Here is a 16,826-nt window from a genome sequence, read left to right as displayed (position 1 = left end):
GGCCGGGACGGCCGCAACAGAGAAGGGCGCCACTGGCGCCCTTCTCGCTTTCCGGGGGCGGGTGATCAGCCGGCGTCGAGGGATGCCACCAGCGCTTCGCCCCAGGCCCAGGGGCCGGTGAGCGTCACGGTCACGGCCAGCCAGTCGCCGTCGCGCTGCTCGTGCACGTCGGCGTCCCAGACGCCACCCTCGTCGAGCGGCCCGCGCGGGCCCGGGCTCAGGCGCTCGGCGCGCGCGAGCACCGCCTGCACCTCGACCATCAGCGCGGCGCGCTCGGCCTCGCGCACGCTGGCCATGGCCTCCCAGGTGCCTGTGCCCTCGCCGTCGTCGCTGGCGTCGAAGATCAGGTACTGCAAGGCCACGCGCGCACCGGCCTCAGCCCGCCTTCACCTTCAGGCGCCAGGCGTGCAGCAGCGGCTCGGTGTAACCGCTGGGCTGCTCCTTGCCCTTGAACACCAGGTCGAGTGCCGCCTGGTAGGCCTTGCTCGTCTTGGCGTTGCCGGCCAGCGGGCGGTAGAGCTTGTCGCCGGCGTTCTGCTTGTCCACCTTGGCGGCCATGCGCTCGAAGGTCTCGCGCACCTGCGCTTCGGTGACCACGCCGTGGTGCAGCCAGTTGGCGATGTGCTGGCTGCTGATGCGCAGCGTGGCGCGGTCTTCCATCAGGCCCACGTCGTTGATGTCGGGCACCTTGGAGCAGCCCACGCCCTGGTCGACCCAGCGCACCACGTAGCCCAGGATGCCCTGCACGTTGTTGTCGAGCTCGGCCTGTTTCTCGGCCGCGCTCCAGTTCGGGCTGGTGCTCACCGGCACGGTGAGCAGGCCGGTGAGCAGGTTGTCGCGTTCCTGGTCGGCGTTGGTTTTCTCGAGTTCCTTCTGCACGTCGCGCACCAGCACCTGGTGGTAGTGCATGGCGTGCAGCGTGGCGCCGGTGGGGCTGGGCACCCAGGCGGTGTTCGCGCCGGCCTTGGGGTGGGCGATCTTTTGCTTGAGCATCTCGGCCATCAGGTCGGGCATGGCCCACATGCCCTTGCCGATCTGCGCCTTGCCGCGCAGGCCGCACGACAGGCCCACCAGCACGTTGTTGCGCTCGTAGGCCTGGATCCAGGCGCTGCTCTTCATGTCGCCCTTGCGCACCATGGGGCCGGCCAGCATGGCGGTGTGCATCTCGTCGCCGGTGCGGTCGAGGAAGCCGGTGTTGATGAAGGCCACGCGGTCGGCGGCGGCGGCAATGCAGGCCTTGAGGTTGACCGAGGTGCGGCGCTCCTCGTCCATGATGCCCAGCTTCACCGTGGCCTGCGGCAGGCCCAGCAGCTGCTCGACGCGGCCGAACAGCTCGGCCGCAAAAGCCACCTCGCGCGGGCCGTGCATCTTGGGCTTGACGATGTAGACCGAGCCCTTGCGCGAGTTGCGCAGCGGGTGCTTCTTGTCCTTCTTCAGGTCGTGGATCGCGATCGCGGTGGTGATGACCGCGTCCATGATGCCCTCGGGGATCTCCTGCGCGTCGGGGCCCCAGAGGATCGCGGGGTTGGTCATCAGGTGGCCCACGTTGCGCACGAACAGCAGCGAGCGGCCGTGCAGGCGCACCGTCTTCTTGCCGTTCGGGGCGGTGTACTCGCGGTCGCCGTTGAGGCCGCGCGTCATCACCCGGCCGCCCTTCTCGAACGACTCGGTCAGCGTGCCCTTGAGGATGCCCAGCCAGTTGCGGTAGGCCAGCAGCTTGTCTTCGGCGTCCACCGCAGCCACCGAGTCCTCGAGGTCGAGGATGGTGGACAGCGCGGCCTCGACCACCAGGTCGCTCACGCCCGCGGGGTCGGTCTTGCCGATCGGGGTGTCGGGGCGGATCTGGATCTCCAGGTGCAGGCCGTTGTGCTGCAGCAGCACCGCGCTCGGGGCCTTGGCCTCGCCCTGGTAGCCGATGAATTGCGAAGCGTCTTCGAGCTTGCTGGTCTTGCCGTCGGCCAGCGTGACCACGAGCTCGCCGTCCTTCACGCGATAGCCGCGCGAGCCCACGTGCGAGCCTTTCTTCAGCGGCGCCGTGCGATCGAGCACGTAACGCGCGTACTCGATGACCTTGGCGCCGCGCTTGGGGTTGTAGCCGCCCTTGGGGCCGACCTTCTCGGTGCCTTTTTCTTCGGCGATCGCGTCGGTGCCGTAGAGCGCGTCGTAGAGCGAGCCCCAGCGCGCATTGGCCGCATTGAGCGCGTAGCGCGCGTTCAGGATCGGCACCACCAGCTGCGGGCCGGCCTGCACCGCGAGTTCGTCGTCCACGTTCTTCGTGGTGGCCTTGACCTTGCCCGGGTCGGGCACGAGGTAGCCGATGGTTTCAAGGAACTTGCGGTAGGCCGCCATGTCGCGCACCGGGCCGGGGTTGGCGCTGTGCCAGGTGTCGAGCTCGGCCTGCAGGCGGTCGCGTTCGGACAGCAGCGCGGCGTTCTTGGGCGCCAGTGCGCGCACCAGCGTGTCGAAGCCCTGCCAGAACGCGGCGGGCGCGACGCCGGTGCCGGGCAGCACCTCGGCGTTGATGAAGTCGTGCAGCGCGGTGTCGACCTGCAGGCTGTGGATCGTGGTGCGGTTCGTCATGCAAAGGCTCCGGAGGCGATGAAGAAAAGGGGATCAGAAGAAATCGAGCACCGCACGCAGGTTGGTCCCGATCGCGGTGGGCTGGGTGTCGAGCTGTTCGAAGGGCAGGTTGGCGCGGTTGACCCACAGCGTCTGGTAGCCGAACCAGGTGGCGCCAAGCACGTCCCAGGCGTTGCTGCTCACGAACAGGATCTGCGAACGCGGCAGGCCCGTGGCCAGTTCGCCCAGCGCGTACAGCTGGGGCGAGACCTTGTAGGCGCGCGCGTCCTCGGCGCTGATCACGGGGTCGAGCAGGCCGTCGAGCCCGGCGCTGCGCAGCGCGATGCCCAGCATCTCGGGGTCGCCGTTCGACAGGATGCCGGTGGTCACGCCCTGCAGCCGCAGCCCCTGGATCACCTCGCGGTTCTCCGGAAAGGCCGAGAGGTGGCGGTACTGGTTCATGAGGCTGGCCGCGGCCGGGGCGTAGGCGTCCCAGTCGTCGGCGGCCTGCGGCACCAGCGCCTGGATGGCGTAGCGCAGCGCGCGCTCGGTGAGCTCCCAGAACGGGCGGTGGCGCGCGGGGTCGCCGCTCATGGTCACCAGGCGCGAGTAGTCGATCTGGCGCTCGCGCCAGAGCACCGCGAGCCGTGCGCCGCGACCGGGGAACAGCTGTTCCGCGCGCAGGCCCACGCTGTACACGTCGAACAGCGTGCCGTAGGCGTCGAAGAGCACGGCCTGGGGTTTGGGCATGGGGCGTACTCTATTGCTGACTTCGAAAATCATTGATGGCGCCTCGCGCCATTTATCCATGACTTTTTTGGGTGTAATCTGCGCCACCCGACGCCATGGACAAACTCAAACAGCTCGAAACCTTCGTCTCCGTGGCCAGCCGCGGCAGCCTCACGGCGGCAGCGCGCGCCGAATCGGTGGCGCCCGCCATCATCGGCCGCCGGCTCGACGCGCTCGAGGCCCGGCTGGGCGTGAAGCTGCTGGTGCGCACCACGCGGCGCATCTCACTCACGCACGAGGGCAGCGCCTTCCTCGAAGACTGCCAGCGCCTGCTGACCGACCTCGCCAACGCCGAAGCCAGCGTGAGCGCGGGCGGCGTGAAGGCCAGCGGCCACCTGCGCATCACCGCACCCGCGGGCTTCGGCCGGCGCCACGTGGCGCCGCTGGTGCCGCGCTTTCGCGAACTGCATCCCGAGGTCACGGTCTCGCTCAACCTGTCCGACCGCGTGGTGGACGTGGCCGGTGAAGGCTACGACTGCGCGGTGCGCGTGGGCGACCTGCCCGACTCCTCGCTGGTGAGCCTGCGCCTGGCCGACAACCGCCGGCTCTGCGTGGCCGCGCCGGCCTACCTGCAGCGCCGCGGCACGCCCGCGCTGCCCGCCGAGCTGGCCCGGCACGACTGCCTCACGCTCTCCAGCGACGCCTCGCAGACCCGCGGCTGGGCGTTCTCATTGCCGGTGGAGGGCGGCGAAGCGGGTCAGCGCGAGGTGCACTACCTGCGCCCTTCGGGCCCGATGGACTGCAGCGACGGCCAGGTGCTGCACGAGTGGTGCCTGGCCGGCCTGGGCCTGGCCTGGCGCAGCACCTGGGAAGTGGAGGCCGACATCCGCGCCGGTCGCCTGGTGAGCGTGCTCGACGCCTTCGCGGCGCCGCCCAACGGCATCTACGCGCTGTTTCCGCAGCGCAAGCACCTGGCGCTGCGGGTGCGCCTGTGGATCGACTTCCTCAAGCACGAGTACGGCCGCAGCGACTACTGGCGCGGCTGAAGCGGCCGCGCGCAGGGTTCAGAACAGGCTGGCGAGCAACCAGGCCGCGGTGCCCCACATCATCAGCGCCACCAGGCCGTCGAGCAGGCGCCACAGGTGCAGCGAGTTGAGCCGGCGGCCCATCCAGAAGGCCGCCGTGCCGAGCACGGTGAACCAGATCACCGAGCCGGTGGCCGCGCCCAGGCCGAAGACCTCGCTCGCGGGGCCATAGGCCAGCGAGGCGGTGCCGATCAGCACGGCGGTGTCGAGCCAGGCGTGCGGGTTGAGCCACGAGAACGCGAGCGCCGAGAGCACGGCCTGCTTGCGCGAGGTGGGCGGCGGCGCGAGCGGCTGGCCGTCGGCGCTGCGCGGCGCGGGGGAGCGGAAGCGCTGGAAGGCCTGCCAGCCGTACACGCCCAGGAACAGCACGCCCGCGCCGATCAGCGCACCCTGCAGCTTGTCCGACAGACCGCCCAGCTGGGCCAGGCCGAGCACGCCGAGCGCGATCAGCACGATGTCGGCCAGCGCGCAGACCGCCACCGTGAGCCACAGGTGCTGGCGCTGCAGGCCCATGCGCAGCACGTGCGCGTTCTGCGGGCCGATGGCCATGATCAGGGACAGGCTCAGCACCATGCCGGCGGAGAAAACGGGAAAGCTCAGGGTCATGATCGGCTCGCGCGGGGAAACGGGTCGGCGGGGAACAAGGGGTGACAGCGGGTCGCATGGTGCCGCAAACCGGGCTGGTGTTTAATCGAGTTGATTCGAACTCCATTCGCTCAATTCCTTTTTAAGCAAATGCTCGATCCCCGCCAACTCGAAGCCCTGGCCGCCGTGGTGGAGCACGGCGGCTTCGGCCCGGCCGCCCAGGCGCTCAAGCTCACGCTCGCGGCGGTCTCGCTGCGCATCAAGTCGCTCGAGGACCAGTTGGGCCAGCGCCTGCTGGTGCGCGGCAAGCGGGTGCGCGCCACGCCCGCGGGCCAGGCCCTGCTGGGCCACGTGAAGCAGGTGCGCCTGATGGAGGCCGACCTGCTGGCCGGTCTGCGCGGCGGCGAGGCGCGCGCGGGCGAGCGCTGGCAGAGCCTGTCGGTGGCGATCAACGCCGATTCGGTGTCGAGCTGGTTCCTGCCCGGCGTGGCGCCGCTGCTGGCGCGCCAGCGCCTCTTGCTCGAGATCGTCATCGACGACCAGGACCACACGCACGACGCCCTCAAGCGCGGCGACGTGATGGGCTGCGTGACCACGCGCGCCGACGCCATGCGCGGCTGCGTGGCCGAGCCGCTGGGCGTGATGCGCTACCACTGCGTGGCTTCGGCCGCGGTGGTGCAGCGCTGCCGCACGCCGCGCGGCGCGTTGTCGCCGCACAAGCTGCTGGCCCAGCCCGCGGTGATCTTCAACCGCAAGGACGCGCTGCAGGACGCCTTTCTCGAGCAGCACATCGGCCTGAAGCAGCCCGCCTACCCGCGCCACTACGTGCCCGCGGTGGAGTCGTTCGAGACCGCGATCGAGCTCGGCCTGGGCTGGGGCATGGTGCCGGAGCAGCACCTGCCCAAGCACCCCACGCTGACCGAGCTGCTGCCTGGTGCCACGGTGGACGTGGCGCTGTACTGGCAGCACTGGGCGCACGAGCCGCCGTCGGCGCAGCGCCTGACGACCGCTGTTAAGGCCGCGGCGCGCGAGCGGCTGGCACCCCTGGCCGCCGCCTAAAATCCCGCGATGCTCCAGATCCAACAAGACCTGCTCGCCGCGCTGGCCGCCGAGCTGGAAAAAATCAGCCCCGGCGCGGGCGCGAAGGCCGCGTTCGAGTCGCCCAAGGTGGCCGCGCACGGCGACTTCGCCGTCACCGCGGCCATGCAGCTGGCCAAGCCGCTCAAGCTCAACCCGCGCGCCGTGGGCGAGCAGCTGCGCGCCGCGCTGCTCGCGCAGCCGCCCTACGAGCGCTGGGTCGAGGCGATCGAGATCGCCGGCCCGGGCTTCATCAACATCCGCCTCAAGCCCGAGGCCAAGCAGCAGGTGGTGCGCGAGGTGCTGGGCGCGGGCGCGCACTACGGCCGCCAGCCCGACAACGGCCAGCGCCTGATGGTGGAGTTCGTGTCCGCCAACCCCACGGGCCCGCTGCACGTGGGCCACGGCCGCCAGGCCGCGCTCGGCGACGCCATCTGCAACCTCTACGAGACGCAGGGCTGGCGCGTGCACCGCGAGTTCTATTACAACGACGCGGGCGTGCAGATCAACACCCTGGCCACCTCCACGCAGCTGCGCGCCCAGGGCCTCAAGCCGGGTGACGCGGGCTGGCCCGAAGCGGCCTACAACGGCGACTACATCCAGGACATCGCCAACGACTTCCTCGCGAAGAAGACCGTGCAGGCCGACGACCGCGCCTTCACCGCCAGCGGCGACGCCAACGACCTCGACGGCATCCGCCAGTTCGCCGTGGCCTACCTGCGCCACGAGCAGGACCTCGACCTGCAGGCCTTCGCGGTCAAGTTCGACCACTACTACCTCGAGTCCAGCCTGTACACCAGCGGGCGCGTCGAGGCCGCGGTGAACAAGCTGATCGCCAACGGCAAGACCTACGAGCAGGACGGCGCGCTGTGGCTGCGCAGCACCGACTACGGCGACGACAAGGACCGCGTGATGCGCAAGTCCGATGGCTCGTACACCTACTTCGTGCCCGACGTGGCCTACCACATCGCCAAGTGGGAGCGCGGCTTCACCAAGGTGGTGAACATCCAGGGCACCGACCACCACGGCACCATCGCGCGCGTGCGCGCCGGCCTGCAGGCCGCCGACGTGGGCATTCCCCAGGGCTACCCCGACTACGTGTTGCACACCATGGTGCGCGTGGTGCGCGGCGGCCAGGAGGTGAAGATCAGCAAGCGCGCCGGCAGCTACGTGACGCTGCGCGACCTGATCGAATGGACCAGCAAGGACGCGGTGCGCTTCTTCCTGCTCAGCCGCAAGCCCGACACCGAATACACCTTCGACGTCGACCTGGCCGTGCAGCAGAACAACGACAACCCTGTGTACTACGTGCAGTACGCGCACGCGCGCATCTGCTCGGTGCTCGCGGGTTGGGGCGGCGACGTCGCCACGCTGGTCGAGGCCGACCTGTCGCCGCTCGACAGCGCGCCCGCGCAGGCGCTGATGCGCCAGCTCGCCAAGTACCCCGAGATGCTCAGTGCCGCTGCGCGCGATTTCGCGCCGCACGACGTCACCTTCTACCTGCGCGAGCTTGCCGCGAGTTACCACAGTTACTACGACGCCGAGCGCATCCTGGTCGATGATGAGCGCGTCAAACGCGCGCGGCTGGCGCTGGTCGCGGCCACCGCACGCGTGCTGCACAATGGCCTGGCCGTGCTGGGCGTGAGCGCCCCGCAGAAGATGTAGTTGCCCGCGAGCCCCATGAAGAAATCCGCCTCCTCCAAATCCCGCAGCAGCAGCCTGGGTGGCACGCTGATCGGCCTGGCGATCGGCCTGCTCGTGGGCCTGGCCGCGGCGCTCGCGGTGGCCGTGTACGTCACGCGCGTGCCGGTGCCCTTCGTCGACCGCGGCCTCACGCGCAGCGCCGAAGACGACGCCAAGGAAGCCGAGCGCAACAAGGGCTGGAACCCCAACCGCAGCATCAGCGGCATGCCCGCGGCCAGCGGTGCGCCCACCCCGCCGCCGGTCACCACACCGGGCAGCGAAGGCGCGATCTCGGTGCCGCCCGCCGATGGCCGGCCCCTGCCGCCCAACACCAACGCCTCCAAGGACCCGCTGGGCGACCTCGTGAATTCACGCCTGGCCCAGCAACCGGCGGCCGCACCCGCACCCGCGACTGCGCCGGCCGCTGCCGCCGCGCCCAAGGCCGGTGCCGCAGCCCCCGCCGCGGGCGGTGACGCCGGCGTGGGCGCCGACCCCTTCACCTACTTCGTGCAGGCCGGCGCCTTCCGCAGCCCCGACGACGCCGAGGCCCAGCGCGCGCGCCTGGCCATGCTGGGCATCTCGGCCAACATCGACGAGCGCGAGCAGAACGGGCGCACCGTGTACCGCGTGCGCGTGGGCCCGTTCGCGCAGAAGGCGCTGGCCGACCTCACGATCGAGCAGCTGCAGGTCAACAAGGTCGACGCCGCGCTGGTGCGCGTGCAACGCTGAGGCGGCGCGGGGCGCGCGGGAACTTTCCCCCGCCAGCCCTGCCCAAGCGCTCGTTCCCAACGACGGAGTTCTTCTTCCATGTACCGCCGCGATTTCACCCTTTCCCTGCTGGCCAGCGGGGCTGCGCTGCCCGCATTCGCCCAGCGCGTCGCCCCGCGCGAGGGCACCGAGTACCAGCGCCTGCCCAAGCCGGCGCCGGTCGACACGCCCGCCGGCAAGATCGAGGTGGTGGAGTTCTTCGCCTACTCCTGCGTGCACTGCTTCAACTTCGAGCCGCTGCTCGAAGACTGGGAGAAGCGCCTGCCCGCCGACGTGGTGCTGCGCCGCACGCCCGTGGCCTTCTCGCCGGCCTTCGTGCCCATGCAGAAGCTGTACTACACGCTCGAATCCATGGGTCTGGTGGGCCGCCTGCACGCCGCGGTGTTCAAGGCCATCCACGTCGATCGCCTGCCCCTGACCACCGACGGCCCCATCACCGACTGGGTGGTGCGCCAGGGCGTGGACCGCGCCAAGTTCACCGAGACCTTCAACAGCGGCGCCGTGATGACCAAGGCCTCGCGCGCCGCCGCCCTGCAGGACGCCTATGCCGTCGAAGGCACGCCCGCCCTGGGCGTGGCGGGCCGCTTCACCGTGCCCGGCCAGGGCCCCAACACGCTGGTGGTCGCCAACGCGCTGATCGCCAACGTGCGCAAAGGCTGAGGCCGGCGGCAAAAAAGTCTCGCGCCGGGTCGCCCTGGCCCGGCGATCGGCGCACCGGGGTGTTTAGAATGGCATGCAAGTTTCGTGCCCTCCATATGCCCCGCCGCCCACGCTCCCACCCCCTGTCCGCCGCCCTGCTCGCCGCAGGCCTGGCCGTTTGCGGCGTGGCCGCGCACGCCGAGCAGGCCGACCGGCTCAAGCCGCTCAACGCCGAGGCCGACAACCTGCGTTACGACGACGCACGGCAGGTCAGCATCTTCACGGGCAACGTGGTGATCACCAAAGGCACCATCGTGATCCGCGGCGCGCAGGTCGAGGTGCGGCAGGACGCGCAGGGCAACCAGTTCGGCATCGTGCAGGGCAGCCCGGGCTACTTCAAGCAAAAGCGCGAAGGGGTCAACGAGTTCATCGAAGGCGAGGGCAAGCGCATCGAGTACGACAGCCGTGCCGACACCGTGCGCTTCATCGGCGACGCCGTGATGCGCCGCTACCTGGGCACGCAACTCAATGACGAGACCCGGGGCAACGTGATCGTGTACGACAACCGCAACGAGGTCTTCACCGTCGACGGCAACCCCGGCGGCGGCAACACCACGGGCACGCTGGGTGGCCGCGTGCGCGCCACGCTCACGCCCATGCCGCGCCCCGGCGAGCCGGGCGCCGTGCCCACGCCGCCGGCTTCGAGCACACCGCTGCGGCCCTCGGGCTCGATGGGAGGGGCCCGTCCGTGAGGGGGGCTTCGCCGGTCTCCGATTTCGCGCCCACCGAGTTCATCCCCGGGGGCGCCAGCCGCCTGCAGGCGCGCGGCCTCAAGAAGGCCTATGGCAGCCGCCTGGTGGTCAAGGACGTGTCGCTCTCGGTCGACAAGGGTGAGGTCGTGGGCCTGCTGGGCCCCAACGGCGCGGGCAAGACCACCTCGTTCTACATGCTCGTGGGCCTGCTGCGCGCCGATGGCGGGCAGATCCTGCTCGATGGCCAGCCCATCGAACGGCTGCCCATTCACCGCCGCGCGCGTCTGGGCCTGGGCTACCTGCCGCAGGAAGCCTCGATCTTCCGCAAGCTCACCGTGGCGCAGAACGTGCGCGCCGTGCTCGAGCTGCAGGAAGACGAACGCGGTCGCGCGCTGGGCAGCGCCGCGATCGAACAGCGCTTGGACGCGCTGCTGCGCGACCTGCACGTCGAGCACCTGCGCGATTCGCCCGCGCCCGCGCTCTCGGGCGGCGAGCGCCGCCGCGTCGAGATCGCGCGCGCCCTGGCCACCAGCCCGCGCTTCATCCTGCTCGACGAGCCCTTCGCGGGCATCGACCCGATCGCGGTGATCGAGATCCAGCGCATCATCGGTTTCCTCAAGTCGCGCGGCATCGGCGTGCTCATCACCGACCACAACGTGCGCGAGACCCTGGGCATCTGCGACCGGGCCTACATCATCAACGACGGCCACGTGCTCACCAGCGGCACGCCGTCGGAGATCGTCGAGAACGCGGACGTGCGCCGCGTGTACCTCGGCGAACACTTCAAGATGTGATGAAGCAGAGCCTGTCGCTGCGCGTCTCCCAGCACCTGGCGCTCACGCCCCAGCTGCAGCAGTCGATCCGCCTGCTGCAGTTGTCCACGCTGGAGATGGCGCAGGAGGTCGAGCAGATGCTCGACGAAAACCCCTTTCTGGAGCGCAGCGAGGACGGCAGCGAACGCGAGGCCTTCGGCGTCGACGGCGCGGCCGACGCGCCGGTGAGCGCGGGCGAGCAGATCGCCGACGCGGCTTCGGTGGCCACGGCCGGCACCGGCGAGGCGGTGGCCGACAGCGCCGACGCGGGCGATGCCGACGCGCTCGAGGCGCGCCTGGACGGCGCGAGCCCGGTCGAAGAAAGCTGGGAGGGCGACGGCTCGGTGGAGATCGCGCCCGACGACAGCGAGTGGGGCGGTGACGCGCCCGCGCGCACCAGCGGCAGCGGCGACGACGACGAGACCGCGAGCGCGGCCGAGCTCGCGCGCTCGCAGGTCTCGCTGCAGGACCACCTGCACGAACAGGCGCGCTGCATGCGCCTGGGCGACGAAGACCGCGCGGCCCTGGTCTTCCTGATCGAATCGCTCAACGACGACGGCTACCTCGACGACAGCCTCGAGGCCCTGGTGCCCGCGTTCCTGCAACTGCTGGGCCGTCCCTTGCCCGACGACCCCGAGGCCGCGCTCGAAGCGCGCGAGGCCGCCGAGCAGCAGTTGCGCACCGCGCTGCAGTGGCTGCAGCACATGGACCCGCCCGGCGTGGGCGCGCGCGACCTCGCGGAATGCCTGCGGCTGCAGATCCTGGAGCTGCGCAACACGCCCGAGGCGCGCGCCGCGCTCGCGCTGTGCGGCCAGCCGCTCGAGCTCGTGGCCAAGCGCGACATCCGCAAGCTGTGCAGCGCCTGCCGGCTCGACGACGAGACCGTGCGCGCCGCGCTCGCGCTGATCGCGCGGCTCGAACCCAAGCCCGGCCGGCGCTTCGTCGACGTCGAGCGCAACATCGTCGTGCCGGACGTGATCGTCACGCGCGCGGGCCGCGGCTTCAAGGTCATCCTCAACCCCGACGTGATGCCGCGATTGCGCGTGCACGACGTCTACGCCAACGCCCTGCGGCAGAACCGCGGCGGGCGCGACAGCGGCGGCGAAGGCGGCCATGCGGCCATGCAGCAGCGGCTGCAGGAAGCGCGCTGGTTCATCAAGAACATCCAGCAGCGCTTCGACACCATCCTGCGCGTGTCCAGCGCCATCGTCGAACGCCAGCGCAACTTCTTCATGCACGGCGAGCTCGCCATGCGCCCGCTGGTGCTGCGCGAGATCGCCGACGAGCTCGGCCTGCACGAATCCACCATCAGCCGCGTGACCACCGCGAAGTACATGGCCACGCCCTTCGGCACCTACGAGCTCAAGTACTTCTTCGGCTCCTCGCTGGGCACCGAAACCGGCGGCAACGCCTCGAGCACCGCGGTGCGCGCGCTGCTCAAGCAGTTCATTGCCGCCGAAGAGGCCAGCAAGCCGCTGTCGGACAACCAGCTGTCCGACCTGCTCAAGGAGCAGGGCATCGAGTGCGCGCGCCGCACCGTGGCCAAGTACCGCGAAGCCATGCGCATCGCCCCCGCGAACCTGCGCAAATCCCTGTGAACCAGCTACAGCTCTTTCTGCCTTGCGCCGCCGGCGTCGAGGACTTCCTCGCCGCCGAGGTGCAGCGCATCACCGGTGTCGGGCAACTGCAGCGCTCGCGCGGCGGCGTCTCGCTCGAAGCCTCGTGGCGCGATGCGCTGCGCCTGAACCTGCACAGCCGGCTCGCGCAGCGCGTGCTGGTGCGCCTGTGGCACGGCCCCTACCGCGACGAGCGCGACCTGTACGACGCGGCCATGGACGTGGCCTGGGAGATCTGGTTCACGCCGCAGCAGACCATCAAGGTCGAGCTCACGGCCCAGCACAGCCCGCTGCAGAGCCTGAACTTCGCGGCGCTCAAGCTCAAGGACGCGGTCTGCGACCGCTTCCGCGACAAGCGCGGTGAACGCCCCAGCGTGGACACGCAGCGCCCCGACGTGCGCCTGTTCGGCCACCTCACGGCCGAGACCCTCACGCTCTACATCGACACCACGGGCGAGCCGCTGTTCAAGCGCGGCTGGCGCGAAGACAAGGGCGATGCGCCGCTGAAAGAGACCCTGGCCGCGGCCATGATCGCCGCCACCGGCTGGGACGCCAGCGCCGACCAGCCGCTGGACGCCATCGCGCCGCTCTACGACCCCTGCTGTGGCAGCGGCACGGTGGTGATCGAGGCCGCCCAGATCGCGCTCCACATCGCACCCGGCCTGCGCCGGCGCTTCGCCTTCGAACGCCTGCTGCCCTTTCAGGCCCACGTGTGGCAGGCCCTCAAGGCCGACGCGGTGGCGCAGCAGCGCGAATGGCCCGCGGGCCACGCGCCCATCGTGTTCGGCAGCGACGTGTCCTTTCGCATGGTCGACTTCGCGCAGCGCAACGCCGAGCGCGCAGGCGTCGCCCATGCGGTCGAACTGCGCGGCGGTGACGCCTTGCAGCGCACGCCGCCCACCGCGCGCCCCGGCGTGCTGCTGCTCAACCCACCCTATGGCGAGCGCATCGCGGCCGCCGGCGTGGCCGGGGAAAACGCGGCCGCGCGCGCGCAGCGCATGGCGCCACGCGCGCCCCGCACCTTCACCGTGGGCGCGCCGCGGCCCGCCGCCGCAGGCCAGGGCCGCGAAAGCGCGCAGATGGCCGACGGCAGCGACGGCAGCGATTTCTTCAACCGCCTCGCCGCGCACTGGAAGACCCACTACGCGGGCTGGAGCGCGTGGTTGCTCACGCCCGATTTCAAGCTGCCCGGCAAGATGCGCTTCAAGGAGTCGCGCCGCGTGCCGCTGTGGAACGGCCCCATCGAATGCCGGCTGTTCCGCTTCGACCTCGTGGCGCGCGCGCCGCGGCCGCCCGCGCAAGCCTGACATGGTCATCGACACCGCCCTGGTGCTCGACACCAACATCGCCCTCGATCTCTTCGTCTTCGACGACCCCGCGACCGCACCCCTGCGCGCGCGCATCGAGGCGCAGCCCGGCACCTGGCTGGCCACGGCCGCCATGCGTGAAGAACTCGTGCGCGTGCTCGCCTACCCGCAGATCGCGCGCCGCCTCCAAGCGCAGGCGCGGCCCGCGCAGGCCGTGCTCGAGGCCTTCGACCGCTGCGCGCGCCTGGTGCCCGAGGCGCCCAAGTCGGCCTACACCTGCAAGGACGCCGACGACCAGAAGTTCATCGACCTCGCCTCGGCGCACCGCGCCACGCTGGTGAGCAAGGACGACGCCGTGCTGTGCATGGCCAGGCGCCTGTCGCGCCTGGGCGCGACCGTGTGCCGCGAATGGAAGGAGCCCGTGCATGCGCCGTGAACCGGTGTTCGCCCTGGTGGCCCTGGCGGCCGCGCTCAGCGGCCCGCCCGCGCAGGCCGTGCCGCGCTGCGAGCTCAACGGCGAAAGCGTGAACCCCAACAACGGCCACACCACCGCGGGCAAGAGCGGCGTGATGCGCTGCACCGACGACGACGGCATGGTGCGCCTGCGCGAGCAGACGCTGCGCGACGGCCGCTTCGTGGGCCCGGTGGTGGTGGTGACGGCCGACGGCGAGCGGCGCGAGTTCAGCGTGAACGAACGCGGCAACCGCCACGGTGTGGCCCGCACCTTCGACGCGCGCGGCACGCTGCGCCAGGAAGAAAACCTCCACGACGGCAGCGCCGTGGGCGTGCAGAAGACCTTTGCCGAGGCCGGGTACCTGCAGACCCTGCGCTTCGTGGCCGATCGCCGCACGCTGCTGAGCATCGGCTACCTCGCCGACGGCACGCTCAGCGAGCTGCGTTGCGCGCCGGTGTCCTTGGTGCCGCAGGACCGCGAGGTCTGCGGCCATGCGGGCCGCGCGGCCGAGGCCACGCTGTACCGCGAACCGGGCAAGCCCTCCGGCAGCGTGAGCCACCTGCAGGGGCAGTTGCAGCGGCAGACCGTGCTCGATCGCGAAGGCCGGCTGGTGCGCGACGAAACCCTGCGCGAAGGCCGCCGCGTCAAGCGCGTCTACTACGCCTCGGGCAGGCCGCGCTCCGAAACCGATTTCATCGAACGCGACCCCAACGGCCCGGGCGGGCGCGAAGGCGTGGCGCGCGAATGGCACGAGAGCGGCCAGCTGACGCAGGAAACGCACTGGGCCGAGGGCTACGAGCAGCGCGTGCAGCAGTGGTACCTCAATGGCCAGCCCAAGCTGCGCCAGCAGACCCGCCGCGAGGGCCGCGACCAGGAGCGCACCACCGAGAGCTTCTGGGACAACGGCCGCCCCGCGGCCGTGAACACCGAGCGCAACGGCCGCCTCTGGGGCTGGCAGAAGTACTTCAGCGAAGACGGCGTGCTGCTGCGCGAAGACGAACACGGCGAGCGCGGCCTGCTGCTGCGGCGCAAGCGGTACAACGCACAGGGTGTGCTCGAGCGCGAAGAGCGCTTCCTCGAAGACGGCTCGCGCATCTGAGCGTCGCGCGCGCGACGCCTCGTGCGCTCAGGCCGGCAGCGAGAAGCTCTCGGCGCTCGCGCGCCGCCACCAGGTGGTGAACACCGCGTGCTCGCCCTCGGGGTCGTCATCGAGCAGCGCGCCCGGCGCCGTGGTGGGCAGCAGGTTGGCGAGCAGGCGCACCTCGTTGTCGCTCACGCGCCGCACCAGGTGCTGGGCCGTGATCTCGCCCGGGTGGCGCAGGCCCGCAGCCTGTACCAGTTCCTGCAGCGCGCGCAGCGTGTTCTGGTGAAAGCGCCACACGCGCTCGGCCTTGTCGGGCACCACCAGCGCCTGCTGGCGCAGCGGGTCCTGGGTGGTCACGCCCGTGGGGCACTGGCCGGTGTGGCAGCTCTGCGCCTGGATGCAACCGAGCGCGAACATGAAGCCGCGCGCGCTGTTGCACCAGTCGGCGCCGATGGCCAGCGCGCGCGCGATGTCGAAGGCGCTCACCACCTTGCCCGCACAGCCCACGCGGATGCGCTCGCGCAGGTTCACGCCCACCAGCGTGTTGTGCACCAGGCGCAGGCCTTCCTGCAGCGGCGCGCCCACGTGGTCGATGAACTCCAGCGGCGCCGCGCCAGTGCCGCCCTCGGCACCGTCGACCACGATGAAGTCGGGCGTGATGCCGGTCTTGAGCATTGCCTTGACGATTGCGAACCACTCCCAGGGGTGGCCGATGCACAGCTTGAAGCCCACGGGCTTGCCGCCCGAGAGCTGGCGAAGCCGCGCGATGAAGGCGAGCATTTCCAGCGGCGTGCCGAAGGCGCTGTGCGCGGCGGGCGAGACGCAGTCCACGCCCTCGGGCACGCCGCGCGCGGCCGCGATTTCGGCCGTCACCTTGGCGCCGGGCAGCACGCCGCCGTGGCCGGGCTTGGCGCCCTGGCTCAGCTTGAGCTCGATCATCTTCACCTGCGGATCGAGTGCGTTGGCCACGAACTTCTCCTCGCTGAAGCGGCCGTCGTCGCTGCGGCAGCCGAAGTAGCCCGAGCCGATCTCCCAGATCAGGTCGCCGCCGTGCAGGCGGTGCCATGCCGAGATCGAGCCCTCGCCGGTGTCGTGCGCGAAGCGGCCGCGCGCCGCGCCCGCGTTGAGCGCCTGGATCGCGTTGGCCGACAGCGCGCCGAAGCTCATGGCCGAGATGTTGAAGACGCTGGCCTCGTAGGGCTGGCTGCAATCGGGTCCGCCGATGGTGATGCGGAAGTCGTGCGTGGGCAGCACGGTGGGCGCGATCGAGTGGTTGATCCACTCGTGGCCGTTGGCCTTCATGTCGCGCTGCGAGCCGAAGGGGCGCTTGTCGGTCTCGCCCTTGGCGCGCGCGTAGACCAGGCTGCGCTGGCTGCGCGAGAAGGGCTGGGCCTCGGTGTCGCTTTCGATGAAGTACTGCCGGATCTCGGGCCGCACGTACTCGAGCATGAAGCGCAGGTGCCCGATCACCGGGTAGTTGCGCAGCACCGCCTTGCGCGTCTGGCGCAGGTCCCACACGCCCAGCGCGGTGAGCGCCCCGAACAGCAGGAACCAGCCGCCGCCGACGCCGAAGGCCACCCACGTGAACAGGCTCAGCAAGGCGATCACGGCGCACACGGCGAGCGCCGTGTAGCGGACGGGGTAGAGGGCATTGAGTCGTTCGAGCATCGTGGGGC

At 70.7% G+C, this 16,826-nt stretch carries 16 protein-coding genes; 11 read left to right on the top strand and 5 right to left on the bottom strand.

What is annotated here, in order from left to right:
- Window positions 1–65: 65 nt before the first annotated feature.
- The 3 genes from WDZ95_RS21290 to WDZ95_RS21280 are packed head-to-tail and all read right to left on the bottom strand — an operon-like array spanning window position 66 to window position 3,309.
- Complete coding sequence (locus WDZ95_RS21290; RefSeq protein ID WP_425781466.1) at window positions 66–362, bottom strand: hypothetical protein; 297 nt, start codon at window positions 360–362, stop codon at window positions 66–68.
- 13 nt (window positions 363–375) lie between these two features.
- Window positions 376–2,580: a malate synthase G gene (locus tag WDZ95_RS21285; RefSeq protein WP_425781464.1), complete on the bottom strand. Its 2,205-nt coding sequence runs from the start codon at window positions 2,578–2,580 to the stop codon at window positions 376–378.
- A gap of 33 nt (window positions 2,581–2,613) precedes the next feature.
- A complete protein-coding gene (locus tag WDZ95_RS21280) occupies window positions 2,614–3,309 on the bottom strand; it encodes a haloacid dehalogenase type II (protein WP_425781462.1) in 696 nt (231 codons plus the stop codon).
- Between the two features lie 95 nt (window positions 3,310–3,404).
- Between WDZ95_RS21280 and WDZ95_RS21275 the strand changes: the two genes are divergently transcribed.
- Window positions 3,405–4,334, top strand: coding sequence for a LysR family transcriptional regulator (locus tag WDZ95_RS21275; protein ID WP_166229608.1), 930 nt, complete (start codon window positions 3,405–3,407; stop codon window positions 4,332–4,334).
- Window positions 4,335–4,352: 18 nt separating this feature from the next.
- Here the strand turns inward: WDZ95_RS21275 and WDZ95_RS21270 are convergent, their stop codons facing one another.
- Window positions 4,353–4,979, bottom strand: a complete 627-nt coding sequence (locus WDZ95_RS21270) for a LysE/ArgO family amino acid transporter (protein WP_425781460.1) — start codon at window positions 4,977–4,979, stop codon at window positions 4,353–4,355.
- A 129-nt stretch (window positions 4,980–5,108) separates the two neighbouring features.
- Between WDZ95_RS21270 and WDZ95_RS21265 the strand changes: the two genes are divergently transcribed.
- The 10 genes from WDZ95_RS21265 (at window position 5,109) to WDZ95_RS21220 (ending at window position 15,165) form a co-directional block, all read left to right on the top strand.
- On the top strand, window positions 5,109–6,017 hold the full coding sequence (locus tag WDZ95_RS21265; protein ID WP_425781458.1) for an HTH-type transcriptional regulator ArgP: 909 nt from the start codon (window positions 5,109–5,111) through the stop codon (window positions 6,015–6,017).
- A 9-nt stretch (window positions 6,018–6,026) separates the two neighbouring features.
- Entirely contained in the window at window positions 6,027–7,700 is a 1,674-nt protein-coding gene (gene argS / locus WDZ95_RS21260) for an arginine--tRNA ligase (protein ID WP_425781456.1), read from the top strand.
- A gap of 15 nt (window positions 7,701–7,715) precedes the next feature.
- The gene (locus WDZ95_RS21255; protein WP_166229615.1) at window positions 7,716–8,447 is read left to right on the top strand and encodes an SPOR domain-containing protein; all 732 of its coding nucleotides are present in this window, start codon (window positions 7,716–7,718) and stop codon (window positions 8,445–8,447) included.
- 78 nt (window positions 8,448–8,525) lie between these two features.
- A complete protein-coding gene (locus WDZ95_RS21250; protein WP_287469798.1) occupies window positions 8,526–9,146 on the top strand; it encodes a thiol:disulfide interchange protein DsbA/DsbL in 621 nt (206 codons plus the stop codon).
- 95 nt (window positions 9,147–9,241) lie between these two features.
- On the top strand, window positions 9,242–9,877 hold the full coding sequence (gene lptA / locus WDZ95_RS21245; RefSeq protein ID WP_166229619.1) for a lipopolysaccharide transport periplasmic protein LptA: 636 nt from the start codon (window positions 9,242–9,244) through the stop codon (window positions 9,875–9,877).
- Window positions 9,874–10,671 (top strand): LPS export ABC transporter ATP-binding protein, encoded by a 798-nt coding sequence (gene lptB, locus WDZ95_RS21240; protein WP_425781453.1) that lies wholly within the window; start codon window positions 9,874–9,876, stop codon window positions 10,669–10,671. Before lptA ends, lptB begins: the two co-directional genes overlap by 4 nt.
- Window positions 10,671–12,287, top strand: a complete 1,617-nt coding sequence (locus tag WDZ95_RS21235) for an RNA polymerase factor sigma-54 (RefSeq protein ID WP_425781451.1) — start codon at window positions 10,671–10,673, stop codon at window positions 12,285–12,287. Before lptB ends, WDZ95_RS21235 begins: the two co-directional genes overlap by 1 nt.
- Window positions 12,284–13,612 (top strand): THUMP domain-containing class I SAM-dependent RNA methyltransferase, encoded by a 1,329-nt coding sequence (locus tag WDZ95_RS21230; RefSeq protein ID WP_425781449.1) that lies wholly within the window; start codon window positions 12,284–12,286, stop codon window positions 13,610–13,612. The genes WDZ95_RS21235 and WDZ95_RS21230 overlap by 4 nt, the downstream gene beginning before the upstream one ends.
- A 1-nt stretch (window position 13,613) precedes the next feature.
- Window positions 13,614–14,048, top strand: a complete 435-nt coding sequence (locus WDZ95_RS21225; RefSeq protein ID WP_287469795.1) for a PIN domain-containing protein — start codon at window positions 13,614–13,616, stop codon at window positions 14,046–14,048.
- The gene (locus WDZ95_RS21220) at window positions 14,038–15,165 is read left to right on the top strand and encodes a toxin-antitoxin system YwqK family antitoxin (RefSeq protein ID WP_425781446.1); all 1,128 of its coding nucleotides are present in this window, start codon (window positions 14,038–14,040) and stop codon (window positions 15,163–15,165) included. Before WDZ95_RS21225 ends, WDZ95_RS21220 begins: the two co-directional genes overlap by 11 nt.
- Window positions 15,166–15,192: 27 nt before the next feature.
- Here the strand turns inward: WDZ95_RS21220 and WDZ95_RS21215 are convergent, their stop codons facing one another.
- Entirely contained in the window at window positions 15,193–16,818 is a 1,626-nt protein-coding gene (locus WDZ95_RS21215; RefSeq protein ID WP_425781444.1) for an FMN-binding glutamate synthase family protein, read from the bottom strand.
- Between the last annotated feature and the right edge of the window lie 8 nt (window positions 16,819–16,826).

Source organism: Hydrogenophaga sp. T2, assembly GCF_049843535.1.
Taxonomy (GTDB): domain Bacteria; phylum Pseudomonadota; class Gammaproteobacteria; order Burkholderiales; family Burkholderiaceae_C; genus Hydrogenophaga; species Hydrogenophaga crocea.
This window is presented reverse-complemented; position numbering and strand designations above follow the sequence as displayed.

Excerpts from the sequence above, each read along its gene's own strand:
- WDZ95_RS21285 (WP_425781464.1), bottom strand. The coding sequence starts at position 2,580 with ATGACGAACCGCACCACGATCCACAGCCTGCAGGTCGACACCGCGCTG.
- WDZ95_RS21280 (WP_425781462.1), bottom strand. The coding sequence starts at position 3,309 with ATGCCCAAACCCCAGGCCGTGCTCTTCGACGCCTACGGCACGCTGTTC.
- WDZ95_RS21275 (WP_166229608.1), top strand. The coding sequence starts at position 3,405 with ATGGACAAACTCAAACAGCTCGAAACCTTCGTCTCCGTGGCCAGCCGC.
- WDZ95_RS21270 (WP_425781460.1), bottom strand. The coding sequence starts at position 4,979 with ATGACCCTGAGCTTTCCCGTTTTCTCCGCCGGCATGGTGCTGAGCCTG.
- WDZ95_RS21265 (WP_425781458.1), top strand. The coding sequence starts at position 5,109 with ATGCTCGATCCCCGCCAACTCGAAGCCCTGGCCGCCGTGGTGGAGCAC.
- argS (WP_425781456.1), top strand. The coding sequence starts at position 6,027 with ATGCTCCAGATCCAACAAGACCTGCTCGCCGCGCTGGCCGCCGAGCTG.
- WDZ95_RS21255 (WP_166229615.1), top strand. The coding sequence starts at position 7,716 with ATGAAGAAATCCGCCTCCTCCAAATCCCGCAGCAGCAGCCTGGGTGGC.
- WDZ95_RS21250 (WP_287469798.1), top strand. The coding sequence starts at position 8,526 with ATGTACCGCCGCGATTTCACCCTTTCCCTGCTGGCCAGCGGGGCTGCG.
- lptA (WP_166229619.1), top strand. The coding sequence starts at position 9,242 with ATGCCCCGCCGCCCACGCTCCCACCCCCTGTCCGCCGCCCTGCTCGCC.
- WDZ95_RS21235 (WP_425781451.1), top strand. The coding sequence starts at position 10,671 with ATGAAGCAGAGCCTGTCGCTGCGCGTCTCCCAGCACCTGGCGCTCACG.
- WDZ95_RS21225 (WP_287469795.1), top strand. The coding sequence starts at position 13,614 with ATGGTCATCGACACCGCCCTGGTGCTCGACACCAACATCGCCCTCGAT.
- WDZ95_RS21220 (WP_425781446.1), top strand. The coding sequence starts at position 14,038 with ATGCGCCGTGAACCGGTGTTCGCCCTGGTGGCCCTGGCGGCCGCGCTC.
- WDZ95_RS21215 (WP_425781444.1), bottom strand. The coding sequence starts at position 16,818 with ATGCTCGAACGACTCAATGCCCTCTACCCCGTCCGCTACACGGCGCTC.